Source organism: Nocardioides exalbidus, from assembly GCF_900105585.1.
Taxonomy (GTDB): Bacteria; Actinomycetota; Actinomycetes; order Propionibacteriales; family Nocardioidaceae; genus Nocardioides; species Nocardioides exalbidus.
Window position 1 is genome coordinate 3,758,870 of the sequence record NZ_FNRT01000002.1, and the last position, 21,812, is coordinate 3,780,681.

17 protein-coding genes and 1 riboswitch are annotated in these 21,812 nt (G+C 72.4%); of the genes, 7 read left to right on the forward strand and 10 right to left on the reverse strand.

From position 1 onward, the window contains the following. The first annotated feature begins 14 nt into the window (after positions 1-14). Entirely contained in the window at positions 15-779 is a 765-nt protein-coding gene (locus BLV76_RS18300) for a peptidylprolyl isomerase (protein ID WP_090970943.1), read from the forward strand. Positions 780-803: 24 nt separating this feature from the next. On the opposite strand, the gene BLV76_RS18305 is transcribed toward BLV76_RS18300, so the two are convergent. Continuing rightward, on the reverse strand, positions 804-1,235 hold the full coding sequence (locus tag BLV76_RS18305; RefSeq protein ID WP_090970944.1) for an OsmC family protein: 432 nt from the start codon (positions 1,233-1,235) through the stop codon (positions 804-806). A 72-nt stretch (positions 1,236-1,307) separates the two neighbouring features. Here BLV76_RS18305 and BLV76_RS18310 point away from each other — a divergent pair, with 72 nt between their 5' ends. Beyond that, positions 1,308-3,332, forward strand: coding sequence for an MSCRAMM family protein (locus tag BLV76_RS18310; RefSeq protein WP_090970946.1), 2,025 nt, complete (start codon positions 1,308-1,310; stop codon positions 3,330-3,332). Between the two features lie 77 nt (positions 3,333-3,409). On the opposite strand, the gene BLV76_RS22680 is transcribed toward BLV76_RS18310, so the two are convergent. Continuing rightward, positions 3,410-3,550, reverse strand: coding sequence for a hypothetical protein (locus BLV76_RS22680; protein ID WP_175539734.1), 141 nt, complete (start codon positions 3,548-3,550; stop codon positions 3,410-3,412). A gap of 171 nt (positions 3,551-3,721) precedes the next feature. On the opposite strand from BLV76_RS22680, the gene BLV76_RS18315 reads away from it, so the two are divergent. From BLV76_RS18315 to BLV76_RS18335, 5 genes are all read left to right on the forward strand, one after another. Next, the gene (locus BLV76_RS18315) at positions 3,722-4,549 is read left to right on the forward strand and encodes a formate dehydrogenase accessory sulfurtransferase FdhD (protein ID WP_090970948.1); all 828 of its coding nucleotides are present in this window, start codon (positions 3,722-3,724) and stop codon (positions 4,547-4,549) included. Between the two features lie 84 nt (positions 4,550-4,633). Then, positions 4,634-5,800 (forward strand): exonuclease SbcCD subunit D, encoded by a 1,167-nt coding sequence (locus BLV76_RS18320; protein ID WP_090970950.1) that lies wholly within the window; start codon positions 4,634-4,636, stop codon positions 5,798-5,800. Then, positions 5,797-8,796, forward strand: coding sequence for an AAA family ATPase (locus BLV76_RS18325; protein WP_175539735.1), 3,000 nt, complete (start codon positions 5,797-5,799; stop codon positions 8,794-8,796). The genes BLV76_RS18320 and BLV76_RS18325 overlap by 4 nt, the downstream gene beginning before the upstream one ends. 23 nt (positions 8,797-8,819) lie before the next feature. Continuing rightward, a complete protein-coding gene (locus BLV76_RS18330) occupies positions 8,820-10,337 on the forward strand; it encodes a TldD/PmbA family protein (protein WP_090970954.1) in 1,518 nt (505 codons plus the stop codon). After that, positions 10,337-11,731 carry a metallopeptidase TldD-related protein gene (locus BLV76_RS18335; RefSeq protein ID WP_090970956.1) on the forward strand — a complete coding sequence of 465 codons (1,395 nt, stop codon included), beginning with the start codon at positions 10,337-10,339 and terminating at the stop codon, positions 11,729-11,731. The genes BLV76_RS18330 and BLV76_RS18335 overlap by 1 nt, the downstream gene beginning before the upstream one ends. Positions 11,732-11,781: 50 nt before the next feature. Here BLV76_RS18335 and BLV76_RS18340 read toward each other — a convergent pair whose 3' ends face one another. From BLV76_RS18340 to BLV76_RS18375, 8 genes are all read right to left on the reverse strand, one after another. Next, positions 11,782-12,063 (reverse strand): hypothetical protein, encoded by a 282-nt coding sequence (locus tag BLV76_RS18340; RefSeq protein WP_217630388.1) that lies wholly within the window; start codon positions 12,061-12,063, stop codon positions 11,782-11,784. Then, positions 12,060-13,301 (reverse strand): hypothetical protein, encoded by a 1,242-nt coding sequence (locus BLV76_RS18345; protein WP_090970958.1) that lies wholly within the window; start codon positions 13,299-13,301, stop codon positions 12,060-12,062. Before BLV76_RS18345 ends, BLV76_RS18340 begins: the two co-directional genes overlap by 4 nt. Position 13,302: 1 nt before the next feature. After that, positions 13,303-14,499 (reverse strand): SHOCT domain-containing protein, encoded by a 1,197-nt coding sequence (locus tag BLV76_RS18350; protein ID WP_090970960.1) that lies wholly within the window; start codon positions 14,497-14,499, stop codon positions 13,303-13,305. Between the two features lie 102 nt (positions 14,500-14,601). Beyond that, a complete protein-coding gene (locus BLV76_RS18355; protein WP_090970962.1) occupies positions 14,602-15,930 on the reverse strand; it encodes a glycoside hydrolase domain-containing protein in 1,329 nt (442 codons plus the stop codon). Positions 15,931-15,976: 46 nt separating this feature from the next. After that, positions 15,977-17,245, reverse strand: coding sequence for a serine hydrolase domain-containing protein (locus tag BLV76_RS18360; protein ID WP_090970964.1), 1,269 nt, complete (start codon positions 17,243-17,245; stop codon positions 15,977-15,979). Positions 17,246-17,261: 16 nt separating this feature from the next. Further along, a complete protein-coding gene (gene gcvP / locus BLV76_RS18365) occupies positions 17,262-20,132 on the reverse strand; it encodes an aminomethyl-transferring glycine dehydrogenase (RefSeq protein WP_090970967.1) in 2,871 nt (956 codons plus the stop codon). A gap of 63 nt (positions 20,133-20,195) precedes the next feature. Beyond that, a riboswitch (glycine riboswitch) is annotated at positions 20,196-20,315 on the reverse strand. 106 nt (positions 20,316-20,421) lie between these two features. Beyond that, on the reverse strand, positions 20,422-21,006 hold the full coding sequence (locus tag BLV76_RS18370) for a MerR family transcriptional regulator (protein ID WP_090970968.1): 585 nt from the start codon (positions 21,004-21,006) through the stop codon (positions 20,422-20,424). 259 nt (positions 21,007-21,265) lie between these two features. Then, positions 21,266-21,745: a bifunctional nuclease family protein gene (locus tag BLV76_RS18375; RefSeq protein ID WP_090970970.1), complete on the reverse strand. Its 480-nt coding sequence runs from the start codon at positions 21,743-21,745 to the stop codon at positions 21,266-21,268. Positions 21,746-21,812: the final 67 nt, after the last annotated feature.

The window sequence follows — 21,812 nt, forward strand, 5'->3', positions numbered from 1 at the left end:
CTAGAGTCACCCGCATGCTGAAGCGACTCGCCACCGTGGCCGCCTGCCTGTCCGTCCTCGCCCTCTCCGCGTGCGGCAACGAGGCCGACAGCGACACCGCGACGGACCCGTCGAGCTCCTCCTCGTCCGACGCGTCCTCGGAGTCGCCCTCGGATTCGCCCTCGGAATCGCCCTCGGACTCGCCCTCGGAGTCCACGTCCGAGCCGGCCGGCGCGACGGCCTCCTGCGAGTACCCCTCCGACGGCCAGGACCCGGCGCGCGACGTCGAGGCGCCGAGCACGGACGCCCCGTCCGAGGGCACGGTCGCCGCAACCATCACCACGAACTTCGGCGACATCGGCCTCACGCTCGACGCCGCCAAGGCGCCGTGCACCGTGAACTCGTTCGTCTCGCTCGCCGAGCAGGGCTTCTACGACGACACCGTCTGCCCGCGCATCGGCGACCAGGACGGTTTCGGCATCCTCCAGTGCGGCGACCCGAGCGGCACCATGTCGGGCGGCCCCGGTTACTCGTTCGCCGACGAGCTCAGCGGTGACGAGACCTACCCGGCCGGCACCCTCGCGATGGCCAACGCGGGCGCCGACACCAACGGCTCGCAGTTCTTCCTCGTCTTCCGCGACTCCCAGTTCACCCCGGACTACACGGTCTTCGGCCAGATCGACGAGCCCGGTCTCGAGGTCCTCCAGGCGATCGCCAAGGAGGGCAACGACGCGTCGAACCCCGCCGGCGGCGGCGCGCCCAACAAGGAGGTCAGCATCGAGAAGGTCACCGTCAGCTGACGCGTCCGCCGAGGAGCGCTCGAGTCAGTCGCTGACCGGCTCGTAGCCGACCTCCGCCCCCAGCTGCACCGTCCGCGAGACCGTGCACAGCCGGTCGCGCGACATCTCGATCGCGCGCTCGAGCCGACCGCGCGCCTTCTCGCCGTCCGGCCCGTCGGGGAAGTCGACGTCGAACGACACCCGGATCCCGGACATGTGGTTGCCGTGATCGTCACTGACCTTGTGGCCCTCGGCGTGCACGTCGAAGGTCGTGCTGCTGGTGCGCTTGTGGGTGATGGCCTCGACGTCGAGGGCACTGCACCCGGCGATGGCGGCCAGCAGGAGCTCCACCGGCGTGAAGTCGGGATCCTCTCCCCCGGTGCCGAAGAACGTCTCCCCTCCCCTGGCGTTGGTGGCCTTGAAGCGGGCGGGGCCGATGCGGGTGAGCTCCACGCTGCGCACGGTGTCGTCAGTCATGCGCCCACCCTGCCAGAGGCGATCGCGGGTCTATCCTCCTCGTGAGGGACGTTCGATCTGGGGGAACCACTCATGTCTCGGAAGACCGCTCTGCTCGCGGTAGGCGTCCTGTGCGTCGGTCTCGTCGCCGGCCCGGCCCACGCGCTCACGGACCGCTGGGCGGCCTGGGCGCCCGTCCAGGGCACGGCCAACGCCTACCGCACGACCATGACCCAGCAGTCGCCCGGCTTCCCGCCGGCGACGGTCGTCTCGGACTCACGGGCCCCGGTGTCGCTCCCCGCCGGCACCAGCACGTTCCTCGGCCCAGCGACCCCGCCGGGCGCGAAGTACGGCACCAGCAGCGGCAGCGCCTACCTGCTGCTCCGCCCGAAGGCGGACACCGCCACGACGCCGTCCACGACGACGTACACCTTCGCGGCGCCGACGCCCGACACCGGCTGGGCCTTCGTCCTCGGCGACGTCGACGCGGACGCCGTACGCGTGACGGCGACCGACGCGAGCGGTGCGGCCGTGCCGGCCGCCGAGGTCGACAGCTGGTACCGCGGCGCCTTCAACTACGCCGGTGGCACCGACCTGCCCACGTGGAGCGCGGCCACGTCGACGCTGACCGGCAACGCCGCCGCCACGGACACCGACGGGGCCAGCGGCTGGTTCGAGCCCGACATCCGGATCTCCAGCCTCACCCTGACCTTCACCCGGCGCGCCGGCTTCCCCGTCTACCAGACCTGGTTCGTCAGCCGCGCCCGGCCGATCGGAGGGACGGTCGACGACGTGTCGGGCACCGGGTCGTGCGCGCCGACGCAGGCGACGATGACGCTCGTCTCGCCGTTCGGCGACGAGCTCGCCACGACCACCCCGGCGGCCAACGGCACCTACTCGTTCGGGGAGTACGCCACCCAGGCCGGCTACGTCGTCCGCCTCGACGTCCCGGCCTCGTGCGCGATCGTCGGTCCGGCCGAGCTGACGGTGTCCAACCGTGGCAACGACAACGACCCGGCCTCACGCGCGGACTTCGAGGTGCGCCAGATCGTCCCGCAGGCGATCAGCGGAGTCGTGACGGACGGCGCCGGGCCGGTCGCCGGCGTCGTCGTCACCCTGACCGCACCGGGCGGGGGCACCACGTCGACCACGACCCGCGCCGACGGGAGCTACCTGTTCGACGACAACGCGATCGGCACGGGCTACACGGTCTCGATCGCGGTGCCCGCCGGCTACTCGGCGGGACCGGGCGGCACCTCCATCACCGGCATCGACGTCGCCACCCAGCCCGTCACCGGCCAGGACTTCCAGGTCGTCGCCCTGCCGTCGGTCTCCGGGACCGTGTCCGGCGGCGGAGTCGGCCTCGGAGGTGTGCAGGTGGTCCTGACCCCGGCCGGAGGCGGGACGCCCATCACCGTCGCGACGGAGGGCGACGGGACCTACGTCCTCGACGCGGTGCCGCCGGGCGACTACACGCTCAGCGTCGTCGCCCCCGCCGGCTACACCGCTCCCCCGCCACGCGCCGTCACCGTTCCCTCCGGCGGGCTCACCGACCAGGACGTCGACCTCACCCGACCGGGTGCCGTCGGCGGCACGGTCACCCAGGGAGGTCAGCCCGTCGCCGGCGTGCAGGTGGTCGTCGACGGCCCGACGGGGCAGACGGTCGTGACGACCGACGCCGACGGGCAGTACTTCCTCGACCAGCTCGGACCCGGCACGTGGACCCTCACCGTCCGGCCGCCTGCCGGCACGGTCGTGACGGGGCCTGCGTCCCACACGGTCACGATCACCAGCGAGGGCGAGATCCGCGGCGGCCAGGACTTCGTGCTCGCCCCGGCACCCACCACGCCCCCCACGACCTCGCCGCCCACCACGACCCCGACCGCGACCCCGACCGCGACTCCGACGTCGAGCCCCACGAGCTCGCCGACCGAGTCCCCGACCAGCTCGCCCACCGCGTCACCGACGGACGACGGCTCGGGCGGCGGAGGCGACGGCGGCGCGGTGCTCCCGGACACGGGCGGTCCGTCCGTGTGGCTCGGGGCGGGGAGCCTCGCCCTGGTCCTCGCCGGGCTCGCGCTCGTGGCCGTCGCGCGGCGTCGTACCCGCCGGACGTGAGAACACCCTGCCAGTCAGGAATGACTGGCAGGGTGTCGTGCGCCCGATGTGGGGATCGGGCGCGGAGTCGCGCTGCGTCAGCGGGGGCGACGCGCAGCGCGACGGGCTCGACGCTCGTCGCTGCGGGCGATCTCCACGTCACGCAGGAGGGCACGGTCCTCGTCCGAGTGGGCGCGCGCGTCGACGAGCCTCAGGGCGAGGTGCAGCTGCGGGTTCATGGAGATCTGTCCTTCCGAGGGCTTCCGGCCCTCTGGCGATGAGCGTGATTGGTAAGAGGTAGCCGCTCCTTTGCGGCTCTTACATTCTACGGACGAAGAAGACGTCGGTCCGCATCGGCGACGGGGTGATCTCGGCCACCACCGCGCGGGGCCTACGGCTACCCTCGGGACGTGACCACCGAGCGCACGCGACGTCCCGGCCCGACGGTCCGCACGCGCGTCTCCGAGCACCGCGGCGAGGACCGGATCGACCGCGAGGACCGGCTGATCACCGAGGAGCCGCTCGAGATCCGGGTCCGCGTCGGACGGCTCGAGCCACGCCGCGCCTGGGTCACGATGCGCACGCCCGGTCACGACTTCGAGCTCGCCGCCGGCTGGCTGGTCAACGAGGGCATCACGACTCCCGCCGGGCTCACCCAGGTCGCCTACTGCACCGACGAGGACCTCAATCCCGAGCAGGAGTTCAACGTGGTCACCGTCTCCGTGACCGGTGCCGCCGACCTCCCCCACCGCCACGTCGCCGCGTCGGCCGGGTCGTCGGCGTGCGGCGTGTGCGGCAAGGACAGCGTCTCGGAGGCGCTGGTGACCCGGGCCGCTGCCCCCTGGGCCGGAGCGCGCCCGTCCGCGGACGTCGTACGACGCCTCCCGGACGCGCTGCGCGAACGGCAGTCGCTCTTCACCAAGACCGGCGGCGTGCACGCGGCCGGTCTCGCCGACGCCGACGGCACGCTGCTGGTCGTGCGGGAGGACGTCGGGCGCCACAACGCCGTCGACAAGGTCGTCGGAGCGCGGGTCCTCGCCGGGGACGACCCGGCCGCCGCCTGCCTCGTGCTGAGCGGGCGGGTGGGCTTCGAGCTCGTCCAGAAGGCGGCCGCCAGCGGGATCGGGTCCATCGTCGCCGTGGGCGCGCCGACGAGCCTGGCGGCCCGTCTCGCCGAGGAGGCCGGGATCGCCCTGTGGGGCTTCACCTCGCCGGGTCGGTCCGTCAGCTACTGCTGATCCGCTCGCGTCCCCGGACATCACACCTCCGTGCGGACGGCGCGGTGCCCGGGCGGTGTCGGTGCGTCGTTCTACGGTCGTCCCGTGCGCATCCTCCACACCTCCGACTGGCACCTGGGAAGGTCGTTCCACCGTGAAGACCTCCTGGGCCACCAGGGTGCGTTCGTCGACCACCTGCTCGACGTGGTCGCCGCCGAGGAGGTCGACGTCGTGGTGGTGTCGGGAGACGTCTACGACCGCGCGCTCCCCCACGTCGACGCCGTCGCGCTGGCCGACGAGGCGTTCGCCCGGCTTGCCTCCTCCCGCGCCCGGGTCGTGGTGAGCAGCGGCAACCACGACAGCGCCCAGCGCCTCGGGTTCGGTTCCCGGCTGATGGACGCAGCCGGCGTCTTCGTCCGCACCGACGCGTCCTCCGTCGGGACCCCCGTCGTCCTCGACGACCGCCACGGCCCGGTCGCGATCCACGCCCTCCCCTACCTCGATCCCTCGGCGCTCCTCGAGCCCTGGCAGCTCGGACGCCGCAGCCACGAGGCCGCGCTGTCGGAGGCGATGAGCAGGGTCCGGGCCGACCTGTCCGCGCGGTCCGGTGAGACCCGTTCCGTCGTGCTGGCGCACGCCTTCGTCGCGGGCGCGAGCCCGTCCGAGTCGGAGCGCGACATCAGCGTCGGCGGTGTCTCCCGCGTCGCCACGAGCGTCTTCGACGGCATCGACTACACCGCGCTCGGCCACCTCCACGGGCCCCACGTGCTCGGCCCCGGGCTGCGCTACTCCGGGTCACCCCTGGCCTACTCCTTCTCGGAGGCCGACCAGCAGAAGGGGTCCTGGCTGGTCGAGCTCGGTCCGTCGGGCTTCGTCGACGCCACCTGGGTCGAGGCGCCCGTGCCGCGGCGCCTGTCCCGGCTCATGGGCACGCTCGCCGACCTCCTGCTCGACCCGTCGCTGGACGACCGCGAGGACGACTGGGTCCAGGTCACGCTGACCGACGCCCGCCGTCCGGTGCGGGCGATGGAGCAGCTGCGCCAGCGCTTCCCGCACACCTTGGTGCTCCAGTTCCCGACGGCTGCTCCCGCGCCCGGCGTGCCCGCGCGTCCCGCGGCCGGCACGAGCGACCACGCGATCTCGCTCGACTTCGTCCGCCACGTCCGCGGGACCGCGGCCACCGACGCCGAGTCCGACCTGCTGCAGCAGGCGGTCGACGCGTGCTGCCACGACCCCGACCTCGACGTGCTGGTCCCGGGAGGCAGCACGTGAGGCTGCACCATCTCGAGGTCACCGCCTTCGGGCCGTTCGCCGACCGCACCCGGATCGACTTCGACGCGCTGTCCGACGCAGGGCTCTTCCTGCTCAGCGGCCCCACGGGCGCCGGCAAGTCCAGCGTGCTCGACGCGGTGTGCTTCGCCCTCTACGGCGACGTCCCGGGCGACCGGTCGGTCGCCAAGAGGCTGCGCTCCGACCACGCCGCACCCGACGTCGTCCCGCGGGTGGTCCTCGAGGCCACCCTCTCCGGCCGCCGCTTCCGCATCGACCGCTCGCCCGCGTGGTCGCGGCCCAAGAAGCGTGGCACCGGCACCACGACGGAGCAGGCCCACGTGGTCATCTCCGAGCGTCGCTCCGACGACGCCGGCGCGGCGCAGTGGGTGCCCCTCAGCACGCGCCTGGACGAGACCGGGCACCTCGTCACCCGGCTCGTCGGCATGACCCTCCCCCAGTTCTGCCAGGTGGCCCTGCTCCCCCAGGGCAGGTTCCAGGCATTCCTGCGGGCACGCTCGGAGGACCGGCACGCTCTCCTGCAGCAGGTCTTCCAGACCGCCCGCTTCGACCGCACCGAGCGCTGGCTGCGCGACCGCCGCGTCGCGCTCCGACGTGAGTCGGACGCGCACCAGAGGGGTGTCGCCGACCTCGTCAGCCGGTTCAGCGAGGTCGCGCACGACGTCGCCCCGGACGACTGGTCCGCCCACCCGGCGCTCATCCGCGACTGGACGACCTCGGCGGCCGGGTCCGTCGACGCGGCCGTCGTCCTGGCGCTCGTCGACGTCGAGACCACGGCGAGCGTCGAGCAGGAGGCCGCCGGTCTCGCGACGGCAGGTCACGAGACGGCTCGACTCCAGGCAGTCCGGGCGGCGGCGCTCGAGGACCACCATGCCCTCGACGGGGCGGCGGCCGACCATGCCGAGCGCCGACGGCGGGCCGACGACGCCCGACGGGCTGCGGTCGTGCGCCCGCTCCACGACCTGGCCGTCGACGCCGATCGTGCCGTCGACCGCCTCACGGTCGCCGACGACGAGGCTCGCCGACGGCTGGCGGACCTGGTCGCAGATGAGGGCGGCGACGGCCTCCTCGTCGACACCGCCACCGTCTCGGAGCTCCGACGCACCTCCCTGCAGGCGCTCACCGACCTGGCGCGGGTCCGTCCACTGCAGGTCGAGGCGCTCGATGTGGAGCGCGAGCTCAAGAAGGCCCTGGCGGGGCGCGAGGCAGCCGCCGTCGAGATGGTGCGCGTCGACGCGCGTCTCGCCCAGCTCCCCGACGTCCTCGACGCACTGGTCCCCCGGGTCGAGCACGCACGTGACGCACAGGCCCGGACGGTCGTGCTCGGCCAGTCGCTCGCCGCGCTCGACGTGCGGATCGGGTCCGCCCGCACGGCCGCGCGGCTCCGCCAGGAGGTCGCGGACGCGCAGCTCCTGCTCGCCGAGGCGACCGAGACCCGGCTGGTCGCCCGCGAGGCACTCGTGCAGGTGCGCGAGCAGCGGCTCGACGGGATGGCCGCCGAGATCGCCGGCCGGCTCGCCGTCGGAGCGAGCTGCCCCGTCTGCGGCTCGGCCGACCACCCGCACCCCGCATCGCCCGCCCCGGGTGCTCCCGACGAGGCGGTCGAGCGCGACGCGCGGCGCGCGGTCGACGACCTGGAGGTCGTGGTCGAGGCCCACAGCCAGCAGGTGCGCGGCCTCGAGACCCGGCTCGCCACGGCCCTCGCCGAGTCCGGGGACACGCTCGAGCAGCTCCTCACCCAGCATGCCGGGCTCCAGCAGGACCTCCTCGCCGCGAGGCGCGACGCGGACGAGCTGCCGACGCTGGAGGCCGACGAAGCCGCCCTGCGTGCGGAGGTCACGACCCTGTCGGACGAGCGAGCCGACCTCGTCAGGTCGACCGGCGGCCGCGACACCGCGATCGCGGTCCTCGAGGCGCGGCTCACCGACCTCCACGCCCAGGTGGCCGTCGTCGCGGGCGACGACGGCGACCTCGAGGCGCTGACGTCCTTCCACCAGCAGGTCGAGCAGCTCGCCGGACGCTGCGCCGAGCTCGGCGCGGACCTCGCTCGCGCCCGGGAGTCCTCGGTCCGCACCCGCGACGCCGCCGACGCCCTGGCGGTCAGCACGGGCTTTGCGACCTCAGCGGAGGCCGCTGGCGCCTGGCTCGACGAGGCGCGCCTGGCCGAGCTGGACGACGCGATCGAGACCCACGAGAGGGAGGTCGTCCGGGTCGCGGAGGTGCTGTCAGACGCTGCGCTCGTCCGGGCGTCCGAGAGCCCTGTCCCCGACCTCGACGCGCTCGACCACGTCCACCGGGCGGCCCGGGCGAGGGCCGCGACGGCCCAGCAGCACCACCTGCGCCTGGTGGAGCGCTCGCGCCGGCTCGGCTCGCTCGCGGCCGAGCTCGAGGCAGCACTCGCCGCGTGGGAGCCCGCGCGCGCCGATCTCGACCTCGTCGCCGACCTCGCGTCGCTGGTCGAGGGCAAGCACCCCGACAACCGCCTCCAGATGCGCCTGTCGGCCTACGTCCTGGCCCACCGGCTCAGCCAGGTCGTCGAGGCGGCCAACCAGCGCCTCTCGACGATGAGCGACCAGCGCTACTCCCTCGTCCACACCGGGCAGCGCGGTGCCGGCGAGCAGCGTGGTGGGCTGAGCCTGCTCGTGCGCGACGACTGGACCGGCGACACCCGCGACCCCGCGACCCTCTCCGGCGGCGAGACGTTCGTCGTGTCCCTCGCGCTCGCGCTCGGGCTCGCCGACGTGATCACCCAGGAGGTCGGTGGCGCCGACCTCGACACCCTCTTCGTCGACGAGGGATTCGGGTCGCTCGACGCCGAGACCCTCGAGGACGTGATGGACACCCTCGACGCCCTCCGTGACGGGGGCCGGGTGGTCGGCGTGGTCAGCCACGTGCCGGAGCTGCAGACCCGGATCCCCACCCAGCTGCGGGTCCACCGCGGTCGCAGCGGAAGCCGGGTGTCCCTCCGGACCGGCTGAGGATCCTTGGGTAGGTTCGTCCCATGAGTGCGCCCGGGCTCGACCCGACCTTCTCCGACCTGCCGCACCGTCGCCTCGGCGACGTGGCCCTGGCCCGCGCCCAGGACCTCGGCGCCAGCCACGCGGACTTCCGCTTCGAGCGCAACCGCTACCAGTACCTCGGCGCCCGCGACGGCGTGCTCCAGACCTCCAGCGACGCCGAGGACCTCGGCTTCGCGGTGCGGGTCGTGCACGACGGCGCCTGGGGCTTCGCCTCCGGCGTCGTCCTGACCGACGAGGAGGCGCGGCGGGTCGCGGAGACCGCCGTCGCGGTCGCCAAGGTCGCCGCGGCGATGACGACCACCCCCGTCGAGCTCGCCCCCGAGCCCGTGCACGACGACGTCACCTGGATCTCCGGCTACGAGGTGAACCCGCTCGAGGTGCCGACCCGGGAGAAGGCCGACCTGCTCGTCGACTGGACCCAGCGGCTGCGCACCGGCGTCGTCGCGCACGCGACGGCCTTCCTCCAGCAGGTGCAGGAGAACAAGTACTACGCCGACCTGTCGGGCACCCGCACCACGCAGCAGCGCGTACGCCTCCAGCCCGGGTTCGAGGCCACCGGCGAGGACGCCGACACCGGCATCTTCGACTCCATGGCGTCCGTCGCCCCGCCGGTCGGGCGCGGCTGGGAGTACCTCTCCGGCGCCCACTGGGACTGGGACGCCGAGATCGCCGAGGTGCCCGACCTGCTCGCGGAGAAGCTCAGGGCGCCGAGCGTCGAGGCCGGCACCTACGACCTCGTCGTCGATCCCTCCAACCTCTGGCTCACCATCCACGAGTCGATCGGCCACGCGACCGAGCTCGACCGCGCGCTGGGCTACGAGGCCAACTACGCCGGGACGTCGTTCGCCACCTACGACAAGCTCGGCACCCTGCGCTACGGCTCGCCCGTGATGAACGTGCAGGGCGACCGCACGCAGGACCATGGGCTCGCCACGGTCGGGTACGACGACGAGGGCGTCGCGACCCAGACTTGGGACATCGTCCGTGACGGGGTCCTCGTCGGCTACCAGCTCGACCGATCGATGGGGCACCTCAAGCCGGAGCTCAACGACGGCCGGTCCAACGGGTGCGCCTACGCAGACTCCCCCGGCCACATCCCGATCCAGCGCATGGCCAACGTCTCGCTGGTGCCCGGCACCGACGGTCTCTCCACCGACGACCTGATCGGACGCGTGGAGCGCGGGATCTACGTCGTCGGCGACAAGTCGTGGTCGATCGACATGCAGCGGTTCAACTTCCAGTTCACGGGCCAGCGGTTCTACAAGATCACCGACGGCAAGCTCGACGGCATGCTGCGCGACGTGGCCTACCAGGCCACCACGACCGACTTCTGGGGATCCATGGAGGCCGTCGGCGGCCCCGACACCTGGGTGCTCGGTGGGGCCTTCAACTGCGGCAAGGCCCAGCCGGGGCAGGTGGCGGCCGTCAGCCACGGCTGCCCGAGCGCCCTCTTCCGGGGCGTCAACATCCTCAACACCATCGACGAGGCAGGCCACTGATGACCAGCTCCACCACTGCGCAGCAGCTCGTTGAGCACGCGCTCGCGACCTCCCGCGCCGACGACTGCATCGCCATCGTCCGCGACGTCACCAGCGCCAACCTGCGCTGGGCCAACAACACGCTCACCACCAACGGCGTGATGACCGAGGTCGCGGTGACGATCGTGAGCTTCGCCTCCGTCGACGGCGGCATCGCCACCGGCTCGGTCTCCGGGAGCGCCGCGACGACGGAAGCGGTCACGGCCTTGGTCGAGGCGGCCGACGCAGCCGCCCGGGCGGGCTCGCCGGCAGAGGACGTCGCCGACCTCGTCGGCGACCGGACCTCGTCCGACTGGGACGACTCCCCCGCCACCACCGACATCGGTGTCTACGACGCCTTCGCGCCGGCGCTCGGCGAGGCGTTCGGGCAGGCGAGCGCCGAGGACCGGCTGCTCTACGGATTCGTCAACCACGACGTCACGACGACCTACCTCGGGTCGACGCGTGGTCTGCGCCTGCGGCACGTGCAGCCGACCGGGCACTACGCGTGCACCGCCAAGGACACGAGCCTGACCCGGAGCGCCTGGGTCGGCGGCGCGACCCGCGACTTCGGCGACGTCGACGCGGCTGCCATGGCCACCACCGTGGCCCAGCGCCTCTCGTGGGCCGAGCGGCGCATCGAGCTGCCCGCCGGCCGCTACGACACGATCCTGCCGCCGTCGTCGGTGGCCGACCTCATGATCGACGCCTACTGGGGAGCCGGCGCCCGGGTCGCCCATGAGGGCGAGTCGGTCTACAGCCGGCGAGGCGGTGGCACGCGGATCCACGACAAGGTCGCCGCCCCCGGCGTGAGCCTGTTCTCCGACCCGGCCTACCGCGGCCTGGAGTGCGCGCCGTTCGTGGTCGCCGGAGCCTCTGACAACACCGACTCGGTCTTCGACAACGGGCTCCCCCTCGAGCGCACCGACTGGATCCAGGACGGCCTGCTGACCGGGCTGCTCCAGACGCGGCACTCGGCCGGGATGACCGGGCAGCCGGTGACCCCGATGATCGACAACCTCGTCCTCGAGGTCGGTGACGGCGCGGGCTCGGTCGACGACCTGGTCGCCGGCACCCAGCGGGGCCTGCTGCTGACCTGCCTGTGGTACATCCGCGAGGTCGACCCGCAGAGCATGCTGCTCACCGGACTGACCCGCGACGGGGTCTACGTCGTGGAGGACGGTGAGATCGTCGGCGCGGCCAACAACTTCCGCTGGAACGAGAGCCCGATCGACCTGCTCAACCGGTTCAGCGCGGCCTCGACGACCGTCCCGAGCTTCAGCCGCGAGTGGGGTGACGACTACTTCTCGCGCACCGCGACGCCGGCCCTGCGGATCCCCGACTTCAACATGTCGAGCGTCTCGCAGGGCGTCTGACCGGGTCCCGCAGGCCAACCCGCCCGTCGACCCGCGCGTCGACCCACGCGTCACCGCAGTCGGTTGACCCGCTCCCGGTGGCGCGAGCTGTTGTCGCCGTCGATCCCGGACTTGCGGGTCTTGGAGATGTGGTCGATCTTCTCCCGACCGCCCTGGACCGGCTTCGCCTCGATGATCGTGTCGCGCTCGTAGGAGTGCGACTTGTCGGTGTTGCGGTAGTAGCGGAACAACGCCCAGTAGGTCGCGACGGCTCCCGCCGGACCCGCGGCCAGGAGCCAGACCGGCGGACCGTCGGAGGCCATGACCACGACGTCGAGCACGAGCCCGCTCATGAGAACGCCACCAGGAGCACGCCGGCGATGCCCTCGAGGAAGGTGCCGACCGTCATCGCCGCGAGCACCAGTCGCCACTGCGAGACCGGCACGCTGCCCATCGTCTCGCCCGTGCGGGCATTGACCGCGATGTAGTGGAGCATCTTCGTGTCCTCCTGGAAGTAGGAGTAGACCCAGACCGGGAGGTACATCGAGACCCAGCGCGAGCCGCCGACGTCGAGGCCCTCCTGCTCCCAGCGCACCCCGCGGTCGAACTCGGCGATCGAGCCCTCGACCTGCGAGCGGCCGATGGAGAGCAGCTGGTCCTGGAGCACCGGTTGGAGGTCGTCCACGTCGAGGTCGCGCTTCTCGCTGGTGAACCCGACGAGATAGCTGGAGTTCCACTTGACGGCGTTCTTCGTGTCGAACGGGAGGATCGTGTTGACGATGTTGTTGGTCTTCGACTCGTCATTGCTGGCCCGGTCCGCAGCGCCCTCGATCGTGAGGTCGTCGACGGTGAACTGCACCTTGCGGTCGACCTTGAAGACGTCGGCGGCGTAGTAGGTCGTGCTGCTGTCGCCGTGCTTCTCGCTCCAGCGGCGCGTCTGCACCTCGCCCGTGCCGGCGTACGTCGCCTCGGCGCGCGCGTCGATCACGAGGTAGGGCAGGTAGACGCCGAGCACGTTCTCCGGGACGAACTCCTTCTTGAACCGGGGGTGCGCGAAGAGCCGCCGCTTGGAGGCGAACTCCCTGATCCGCGCGACAGCCTCGTCGTGGGTCAGCCGGAACGGCAGCACTGCGTCCGGAACGGCGCCGTTGGGCGTCTGCTGCTGGATGTTGAGGGTGTGGCGGCACCAGTGGCAGCGCGCGTTCATCGCGTGGGCGGTGTCGACCACCACCTCGGCACCACAACCGCCGCACTTGAGGGTCATGACGGCACCGGCGTCGTCGTCGATCTCCTCGGCGCCGCCCGCGATGACGGTGCCCTGGAGGTCGTCGATCCCCTCGCCGAGGCCGAACTCCTCCTCGACCCGCGACTCCTGCCACTCGTGGCGGCAGAACAGGCAGACCAGCATGCCCGTGGACCCGCGCAGCCGGACGTCGGTCGAGCCGCACTTGGGGCAGCGGTTCAGGCCGTCGGCGAGGTCCTCGTTGACGGTCTTGATGTCGGGACCGGGCTCCGGCTCGGCGCGCGCGGCGGCGAGCTCCTCCTCCAGCGACAGGGGCGGGCCGTCGAAGGGCTTGTTCTCGTCAGGCATGTCAGAGACCGAGCGCCTTGGCCTTCGCCGCGTCGTAGTCCTCCTGGGTGATCAGGCCGGCGTCGAGCATGTCCTTGGCCCGCTTGAGCACCGCCATGGGGTCCTCCGCGGCGGGCGCGGCAGGAGCCGCCGGCGCAGCCGGGGCGGCGGCGGGCGCAGCCGGGGCCGGCTGGCCCGCCGGCTGCTGGAGCCCGCCGAGACCCATGCCGCCGGTTGCCATGCCCATGCCGATGAGCCCACCGGGACCGGCGTTCTCGCCCGCGGACTCGATGCCGGCGGCGACGGACGCCTGCAGGTTCGAGTTGCCGCGCTGGCCCGACAGTGCGTCGGCACGCTGGACGTTCTTGAGGAGCTCGCGGGTGTTCTCGTCGTACTCGATCGAGATGATGGCGGTCTTGACGATCTCCAGGCCGCGATCGGTGCGCCACTGGTAGTTCTGCTCGACGGCGGCCGAGAGGGAGTGGGCGAAGCCGATGGAGTCCTGCTGGAGCTTGGTGATCCGGTTCCCCTTGGCGGGGTCGTTGGTGTACATCGAGAACGCCGGGGCCAGCGAGCCGACGACCTCGTTGAAGAGCTGCTCACCGGCCGGGTTGTCGATGTCGGTGAAGTCGAAGACCCCGTGGCCGTTGATGACCGACGCCGAGACGAAGTTGCGGATGAAGGTCAGCGGGTCGGTGATCTTGAGCGTGTAGGTGCCGCGCGTGATCGCGCCGACCTGGGTGTTCAGGAACGCGTCGTCCCAGTAGATCTCCGACTGGGTGCCGAACTTGTTGTTGGGCAGCTCCTTCAGCGCCACGAAGATCGCGGTCTGCTGCGAGCCCGGGCGGCCGCCGAACTTGAAGCGCTCCCAGCTCTGCTTGATGAGCGAGTCGACGAGGCCGCCGCCGGAGAAGATCGACTGCGAGGCGGTCTCCTCGGAGTCCCAGATGTAGCCGCCGGGCTGGGCGGCGAAGCCGGTGAACGCACCGTCCTCGACCAGGACCAGGCCGTAGCCCTCGGGGACCACGATCTTCGAGCCGTTGGTGATGACACCCTCGGAGCCGCGGGTGTTGCTGCCGCGACCGGCGTTCTGACCCTTGGCCACCGCGGGGAACAGCGCCGCGGTCGCGGGGAGCCCGTCCGGCACGCCGTAGAAGTCGAGCCACTGGTCGGCGAGCGTGCCTCCGATGGCGCCGCTGACAGCCTGGAACAGTCCCATGTCATTCCCCTTTGACGGATGCGGTGCGCCATGGATGCGCCCGCGGCAACACTAGACCCCAGCACGTGGCCGAGGCAGGTGAAACGGACTTCGCAACGCCGGTCAGCGCGCGCCGGTCTGGAGCGCCTTCCAGGTGTCGGTCGTGACGACCCCGGTGGGGTCGAGGCCGACCCGCCGCTGGCAGCGCGCGACCGCCCTGGTGGTGCGGTCGGTGACGACCCCGGTGACCTTCACCGATCCGAACCCGGCGGCCCGGAGCGCACGCTCGAGCCGCAGCGCCGCGTCACCGGACGAGCCCACCTTCACCAGCGGCTTCGACCCCTGGGCGAACAGCGCGGTCCACGTCGCGGGATCGGTCCTGCCGGTCTGGCGCAGGTCGTGCCGGCGCTGGAACTTCCGCACGGCACGCGCCACCTGGGTGTCGTACCGCCCGTCGAGGCGACTGCGGTAGCCGGCGTGCTTCCTCAGGAGGCACTGCAGCGCCTCCACGGCATCGCCGCTGCGGCCGGTGCGGAGCCGGGGGTACGACCGGAGGTCGAGGTCCGTGCGGCCGCACGCGAGGAGGTTGCGAGGCGGCTGCGAGCCACCGTCGAGCTCGAGGAAGTTGCGGTCGATCGTCAGCGCGACACCGCCGTAGGCGGCGTCGGTGTGCAGCTGGTACTGGTGGATGCGCTCGCCCTCCCAGCTGTCCTTGCGGACCCAGCGCTGGTCCACGTCGACGTTCGCGCGGTCGTTGTCCCACGCGAACCAGACCTGGTCAGGCATCTCGTAGGACCCGGGCGAGAGGTTGTCGGCGTTGTCCAGCGCGTGGATGCCCGCCGAGATGCTGGAGTAGACGCCCGAGCGGTAGCGGAGGTCGTGCAGCGCCTCGGTCCAGCCGCTGAGGAACCGCAGGGCCGAGCGCCGGCAGTCCTCGTCGGCGACGTCGAAGCCGCCCTCGAGGTCGTACCAGAGAGTCGTGCGCGCCTTGATGCCGAGCTCACGTGCGCGGACGACGGCAGCGGTCGCCTCGGCGCGGCCCCGCGCGTCAGCGGCTGCGTAGTCCCCCGCGGGGTTCGGATCGATCAGGTCGGCGTACGACGAGCACGCCGCCTGCGGGCCCACCCAGATCGGCAGCACGCGCCAGCCGGACGACCTCTGGCGCGACACCCAGGTGGCGTCGAGGTGCGGCTGGCCGGGGTCGGTCGCGCTGGTCTGGCACGACGCCGTCGATCCGCCGATGTAGATCCCGACGCCCCAGAACGGCGACGACGTCAGCCAGGCGTCCATCTGCTCCTGCGTCGGCGCGCAGCGTGCGTCGAAGGCGTAGCCGGTGAGGCCGTCCTTGCTGCCGGCGGCCTCCGCGCCACCTCCCACGAGCAACGTGGCGCAGAACGCGAGGACGACCGCCGCGACGACGGTCAGGCGGGCAGGACTGGCAGGTGCGTGCATGGATCTCCCCCGAGAGTGCTGGATGGCCGACCCTAGTCGACCCCCGTCAGGTCGGGCGCAGGGTGTCGTAGGGCTTCCGGGTGTAGACGAACGTCGCGCACTCGAGGTTGCGGATCGACCCGTCCGGATGTCGTACGACGTCGAGGTGCTCGCCGCGGTGGTAGCCCAGGACGCCGACCAAGCGGCCGTCGACGAGCTCGAACCGGTCGCTCACGGCTCCCCCGCGCGCGATCGGGCGCAGCTCGAGCCCGGAGTTGTGCCAGCGCACGTCGTAGGCCGAGTTGCCCCAGAACCACAGGCCCGGGAACCCGACCACCTCCGGCGGCAGCACGACGGTCGGGCGCCACGGGGGCGGGCGCTCGTCCGCGGCGTCGGGGTCGCCCTCGATGAGCGACACGGCGAGGACCCGCGGGTCGATCCCGGTCGTCGCGTTGGTCAGCACCACGGCCCCGATCCCGCTGTCGGGGTCGACGTGGAGGGCCGCCAGGAAGCCGGGCATCGAGCCGTTGTGCCCGACCAGGCGCCCTCCGGGGTGCACGCCGAGCATCAGGCCGAGCCCGTAGTCCGCCGTCACCGGCCGCTGCATCTCCGCGAGCGTGTCCGCGGGCAGCACGTCGGGACGGGCGCCACCGAGCACCTGGCCCCAGGTCACCAGGTCACCCAGCGTCGACCAGAGCTGCCCGGCCGCGGCCATCGCCCCGGTGTCGGCGAGCGGCTCGTGCACCCGGATGCCGGTGAAGTGGTCCACGCTCCACCCCGGCTGCGCCCCGGGACGGGGGAGGTACGACGTCGCCCGCATGCCGAGCGGCTGGAGCAGGCGCTCCGAGACGAGCACGCGCCACGGCACGCCGAGGCGCCGGGCCACGACCTCGCCGAGGAGGCCGTAGCCGAGGTTGGAGTAGTGGAACCAGTCGCCCGCGGCGGCCACCCGACCGCTCCCGTCGTTCGCGGCGACGAGCGAGGCGAAGTCGGAGCCGCGCGTGCGCTCCCACCACGAGCCCCGCGGCTCGCTCTGCATGCCGGAGGTGTGCGCGAGCACGTCGCGGACGGTGGTCTCGCCGTAGCCGACGTCGCCCAGGTGTGCGGACAGCGGGTCGGCGAGGTCGAGCAGCCCCGCGTCCCGCGCCTGCATCACCAGCACGGCGGTGAGGGTCTTGGTGATCGACCCGATCCGGTACTGCCCGTCGAGGCCGGGCGCGTCGCCCGCCCCTCCCGCCCACACGGCGCCGTAGCGGTCGAGCACCGCGCCGACCACGGAGGTCAGCCGGCCCTCGGCCTGCGCGACGTCCAGCAGCCTCTGCCGTTGGTCGCTCATGGGCAGACCCTAGCGATCAGTCCTGCGCGAACGCCTCCGGCGGGGGGCAGGCGCACACGAGGTTGCGGTCGCCGTAGGCCTGGTCGATGCGGCCGACCGGCGGCCAGTACTTGTCGGGGTCGATGCCCTGCGGGAAGACGCCGACCTCGCGCGAGTACGACCGGTCCCACTCGCCGACGAGCGCACGGGCCGTGTGGGGCGCGTGGCGCAGCGGCGAGTCCTCCGGCGTCCACTCCCCCGCCTCGACGCGCGCGATCTCACCGCGGATGGCGATCATCGCGTCGCAGAAGCGGTCGATCTCGGCGAGGTCCTCGGACTCGGTCGGCTCGACCATCAGCGTCCCGGCGACCGGGAACGACATCGTCGGTGCGTGGAAGCCGTAGTCGACGAGCCGCTTGGCGACGTCGTCGACGCTCACGCCACTGGCCTTGGTCAGCGGGCGCAGGTCGAGGATGCACTCGTGGGCGACCAGGTCGCCGTGGCCGCGGTAGAGGACCGGGAAGTGCTCCCCGAGCCGGCTCGCGATGTAGTTGGCCGACAGCACCGCGACGGCGGTCGCGCGGGTGAGCCCCTCGGCGCCCATCATCCGGATGTAGGCCCACGTGATCGGCAGGATCCCGGCCGACCCGTAGGGCGCGGCGCTGATCGGACCGATGCCGGCGCGCTTCTGCTCCTCCGGGTGCCACCCGTGGGAGGGGAGGTAGGGCGCGAGGTGGGCGCGGACGGCGACGGGGCCGACGCCGGGACCGCCGCCACCGTGCGGGATGCAGAACGTCTTGTGCAGGTTGAGGTGCGACACGTCGCCACCGAACTCGCCGGGGCGGGCGAAGCCGAGCAGCGCGTTGAGGTTCGCGCCGTCGACGTAGACCTGGCCACCGTGGTCGTGGACGATCTTGCAGAGGTCGGTGATCGTGTCCTCGTAGGCACCGTGGGTCGAGGGGTACGTCACCATGATCGCGGCGAGCGTCTCGGCGTGCTGGTCGCACTTGGCGCGCAGGTCGTCGAGGTCGACCGAGCCGTCGTCGGCCGCCTTCACCACGACCACCTTCATGCCCGCCATGACGGCGGACGCGGCGTTGGTGCCGTGGGCCGACGACGGGATGAGGCAGATGTTGCGGCCGGTGTCCCCGTTGCCGTGGTGGTAGCCCCGGATGGCCAGCAGGCCGGCGAGCTCGCCCTGCGAGCCGGCGTTGGGCTGCACCGAGACCTTGTCGTAACCGGTGACCTCGGCCAGCCAGCCCTCGAGGTCGTCGACCAGCTCGCGGTAGCCGGCGGCGTCCTGCGCCGGTGCGAACGGGTGCAGGTCGGCGAAGCCCGGCAGGCTGACCGGCTCCATCTCCGTGGTCGCGTTGAGCTTCATGGTGCACGAGCCGAGCGGGATCATGCCGCGGTCGAGCGCGTAGTCGCGGTTGGACAGCTTCGCCAGGTAGCGCAGCATCTGCGTCTCGCTGCGGTGGGAGTTGAAGACCTCGTGGGTCAGGAACTCGGTGGTGCGGTGCAGGTCCTCGGGGAGCCCGGAGCGGTCGGCGCCGTCGTCGGCCGCGACGCCGAACGCTCGCAGCACGGCGGAGACGGTCGAGTGCGAGGTGCGCTCCGAGGTCGAGACGCCGACGTGATCGGCGTCGACGAGGCGCAGGTGGAGGCCGACGGTGCGCGCGGCGGAGACGACCTCCGCAGCGCGACCGGGCACTGCCACGGTGAGCGTGTCGAACCAGGTGTCGTTGACGACCTGCACTCCCCCGGCCCGCAGCGACGCGGCGATCCGGCTGGCGTGGTCGTGGGTGCGCCGGGCGATCCGCCGCAGGCCCTCGGGCCCGTGGTAGACGGCGTACATCGAGGCGACGACCGCGAGCAGCACCTGCGCGGTGCAGATGTTCGACGTCGCCTTGTCGCGGCGGATGTGCTGCTCGCGCGTCTGCAGCGCGAGCCGGTAGGCCGGGCGTCCCTCGGCGTCGACCGAGACGCCGACCAGCCGGCCGGGCAGGTGCCGCTCGAGGCCGGCCGCCACGGACATGAAGCCGGCGTGCGGACCCCCGTAGAACAGGGGTACGCCGAAGCGCTGGGACGAGCCGACGACGACGTCGGCGCCGAAGGTCCCCGGTGCCTCGAGCAGGGTCAGGGCCAGGATGTCGGCAGCGACGACGGCCAGCCCGCCGCGCTCGTGGACCGCGTCGATCACCGGACGCGGGTCGCGGACGGAGCCCGAGGCCCCGGGGTACTGGACGAGCACGCCGCTCAGCTCGCCGTCCGGGAGCCCCGCGTCGAGGTCGGCGACGACCACCTCGATGCCCATCGCCTCGGCGCGGGTGCGGATCACGTCGATCGTCTGCGGGAGGGCGTCGGCGTCGACGACGAAGGGGCCGGTCGCGTTGCGCTGCGCACGGCGTACGAGCGTCATCGCCTCGGCGGCAGCCGTGCCCTCGTCGAGCAGGGACGCGTTGGCGGTCGGGAGACCGGTGAGGTCGGCGACGACGGTCTGGAAGTTGAGCAGCGCCTCGAGCCGGCCCTGGGAGATCTCCGGCTGGTAGGGCGTGTAGGCGGTGTACCAGGAGGGGTCCTCGAGCACGTTGCGCCGGATCACGGGAGGCGTGATCGTCGCGTGGTAGCCGAGCCCGATCATCGCCTCCGCCGGGTGGTTCTGCGCCGCGAGGGCGCGCAGGGCGCGGGCGGTGGCCTCCTCGTCGAGGGCGTCGGGCAGCTCCAGCGCGGCGGCCGAGCGGATGCCGCCGGGGACGGCTGCGGACATCAGGGACTCCAGCGACTCGTGCCCCACGGCAGCGAGCATGCGCGCCACCGACGACTCGTCGGGTCCGATGTGCCGCGCGACGAACTCACCGAGCTGTCGGGTGTCGCTCGTCGCGGAGGGGGTGGAGGTGGCGTCCGTCACAGGAGCTCCCAGAGGTCACGAGGTGGACCTCCCCCTCTGTCGGCCCAGCTGGCCTCCAGAGTGCCAACCCGTGCGGTCCGGGTGCCTGAGAGGTTCCGGGGAGGAATTGCCCCTTCGGCGCGCGGCGGCCGGTCCGTCCCGACTGCTCGGGGCCTGCCTCCACGACTCTCCCGCACGGGATGTCGGCACCTCGAGTTTAGCGATACGCAACAGAAATGGTCGAAGCCGCCCGGTGTTTCGGGCGGCTTCGACTGCTCTGCTGGGGTTCTGGAGGGCGATCCGGGTGCGGTCAGCCCGTCTGGCGGGCGGCCCGACGGGCCGCGAGCTCGTCGCCGGCGACCGACGCCGCCGGCTCCTCGGCCGTGCGCTCGCTGGGCAGCTCGGCGAGGGTGCCCTCGATCTCGCGCCAGACGCCGCCGATGGCGATGCCGAAGACGCCCTGGCCGCCCTGGAGGAGGTCGATGACCTCGTCGTTGCTGGTGCACTCGTAGACCGAGGCGCCGTCGCTCATGAGCGTCACGCGGGTCAGGTCGTCCGTGCCGCGCTCGCGCAGGTGGGCGGTGGCGGTGCGGATCTGCTGGAGCGAGATGCCGGCGTCGAGGAGGCGCTTGACGACCTTGAGGATCAGGATGTCGCGGAAGGAGTAGAGGCGCTGCGAGCCGGACCCGGCCGCGCCGCGCACGCTGGGCTCGACGAGCCCGGTGCGGGCCCAGTAGTCGAGCTGGCGGTAGGTGATGCCGGCGGCGTTGCACGCCGTCGGTCCACGGTAGCCGGTGTCGCTCGGCAGCGGGGAGACGTCGTCGTCGAAGAGCAGGCCCTGCTCCTCGGCGAGGTCGGCAGCCTCGGCCGCCGCCTTGATCGCGGCGCCGTCCACGCCGGGGTCGTTCTCGTTGCTAACCACAGTGACCCTCCAGGTCAGTTCCTCCGCTGAGCGGTAACTCCTGGGGGAAGGGCCCGCTCGGAGGCCGGAGGACCGGCAACCACAACGGTGGAGTTACAACAGAGACAGTTCAAGGTATGCCCGCGCACGCAGGTTGTCCATCCACGTCCGCGGCGTGTCGCCAACCCTCGACCTCAGGTTGAGGGTGAGTGTTTCTGGGGGTGCGCGTGAAGCCCCCTGTGACCGGTGAGGCTCACTCAGGCGAGTCCGGCGACTCGAAGTCGTCGGGCGAGACGTGGTCGAGGAACTCGCGGAACCGCTCGACCTCGTCCTCCTGCTCGGCCGGCACGGCCAGGCCGGCCTCCTCGAGCACCGCCTCGGCGCACACGATGCGGGTGCCGGTGCGCAGGGCGAGGGCGATCGAGTCCGACGGGCGGGCCCCGACCTCGGCGCCACCGTCGAAGACGAGCTGGGCGAAGAAGATGCCGTCCTGCATGTCGACGATCCGCACCTCGTCGAGTCGCTGGCCGGTCGCGGCGAGCACGTCGCGCATCAGGTCGTGGGTCAGCGGCCGCGGTGGCGTCACTCCCTGCTGGGCGAACGCGATCGCCGTCGCCTCCACGGCACCGATCCAGATCGGCAGGTAGCGCTCCCCCGTCACCTCGCGCAGGAGCACGATCGGCTGGTTGGAGGGCATCTCGACGCGGACTCCGACGACGTCCATCTCACGCATGCAGCCACCCTACTCACGCGACCCATGCGGGACGCCGGGGGTGCGGCGAGGGTGAGGCGGGGGTGCG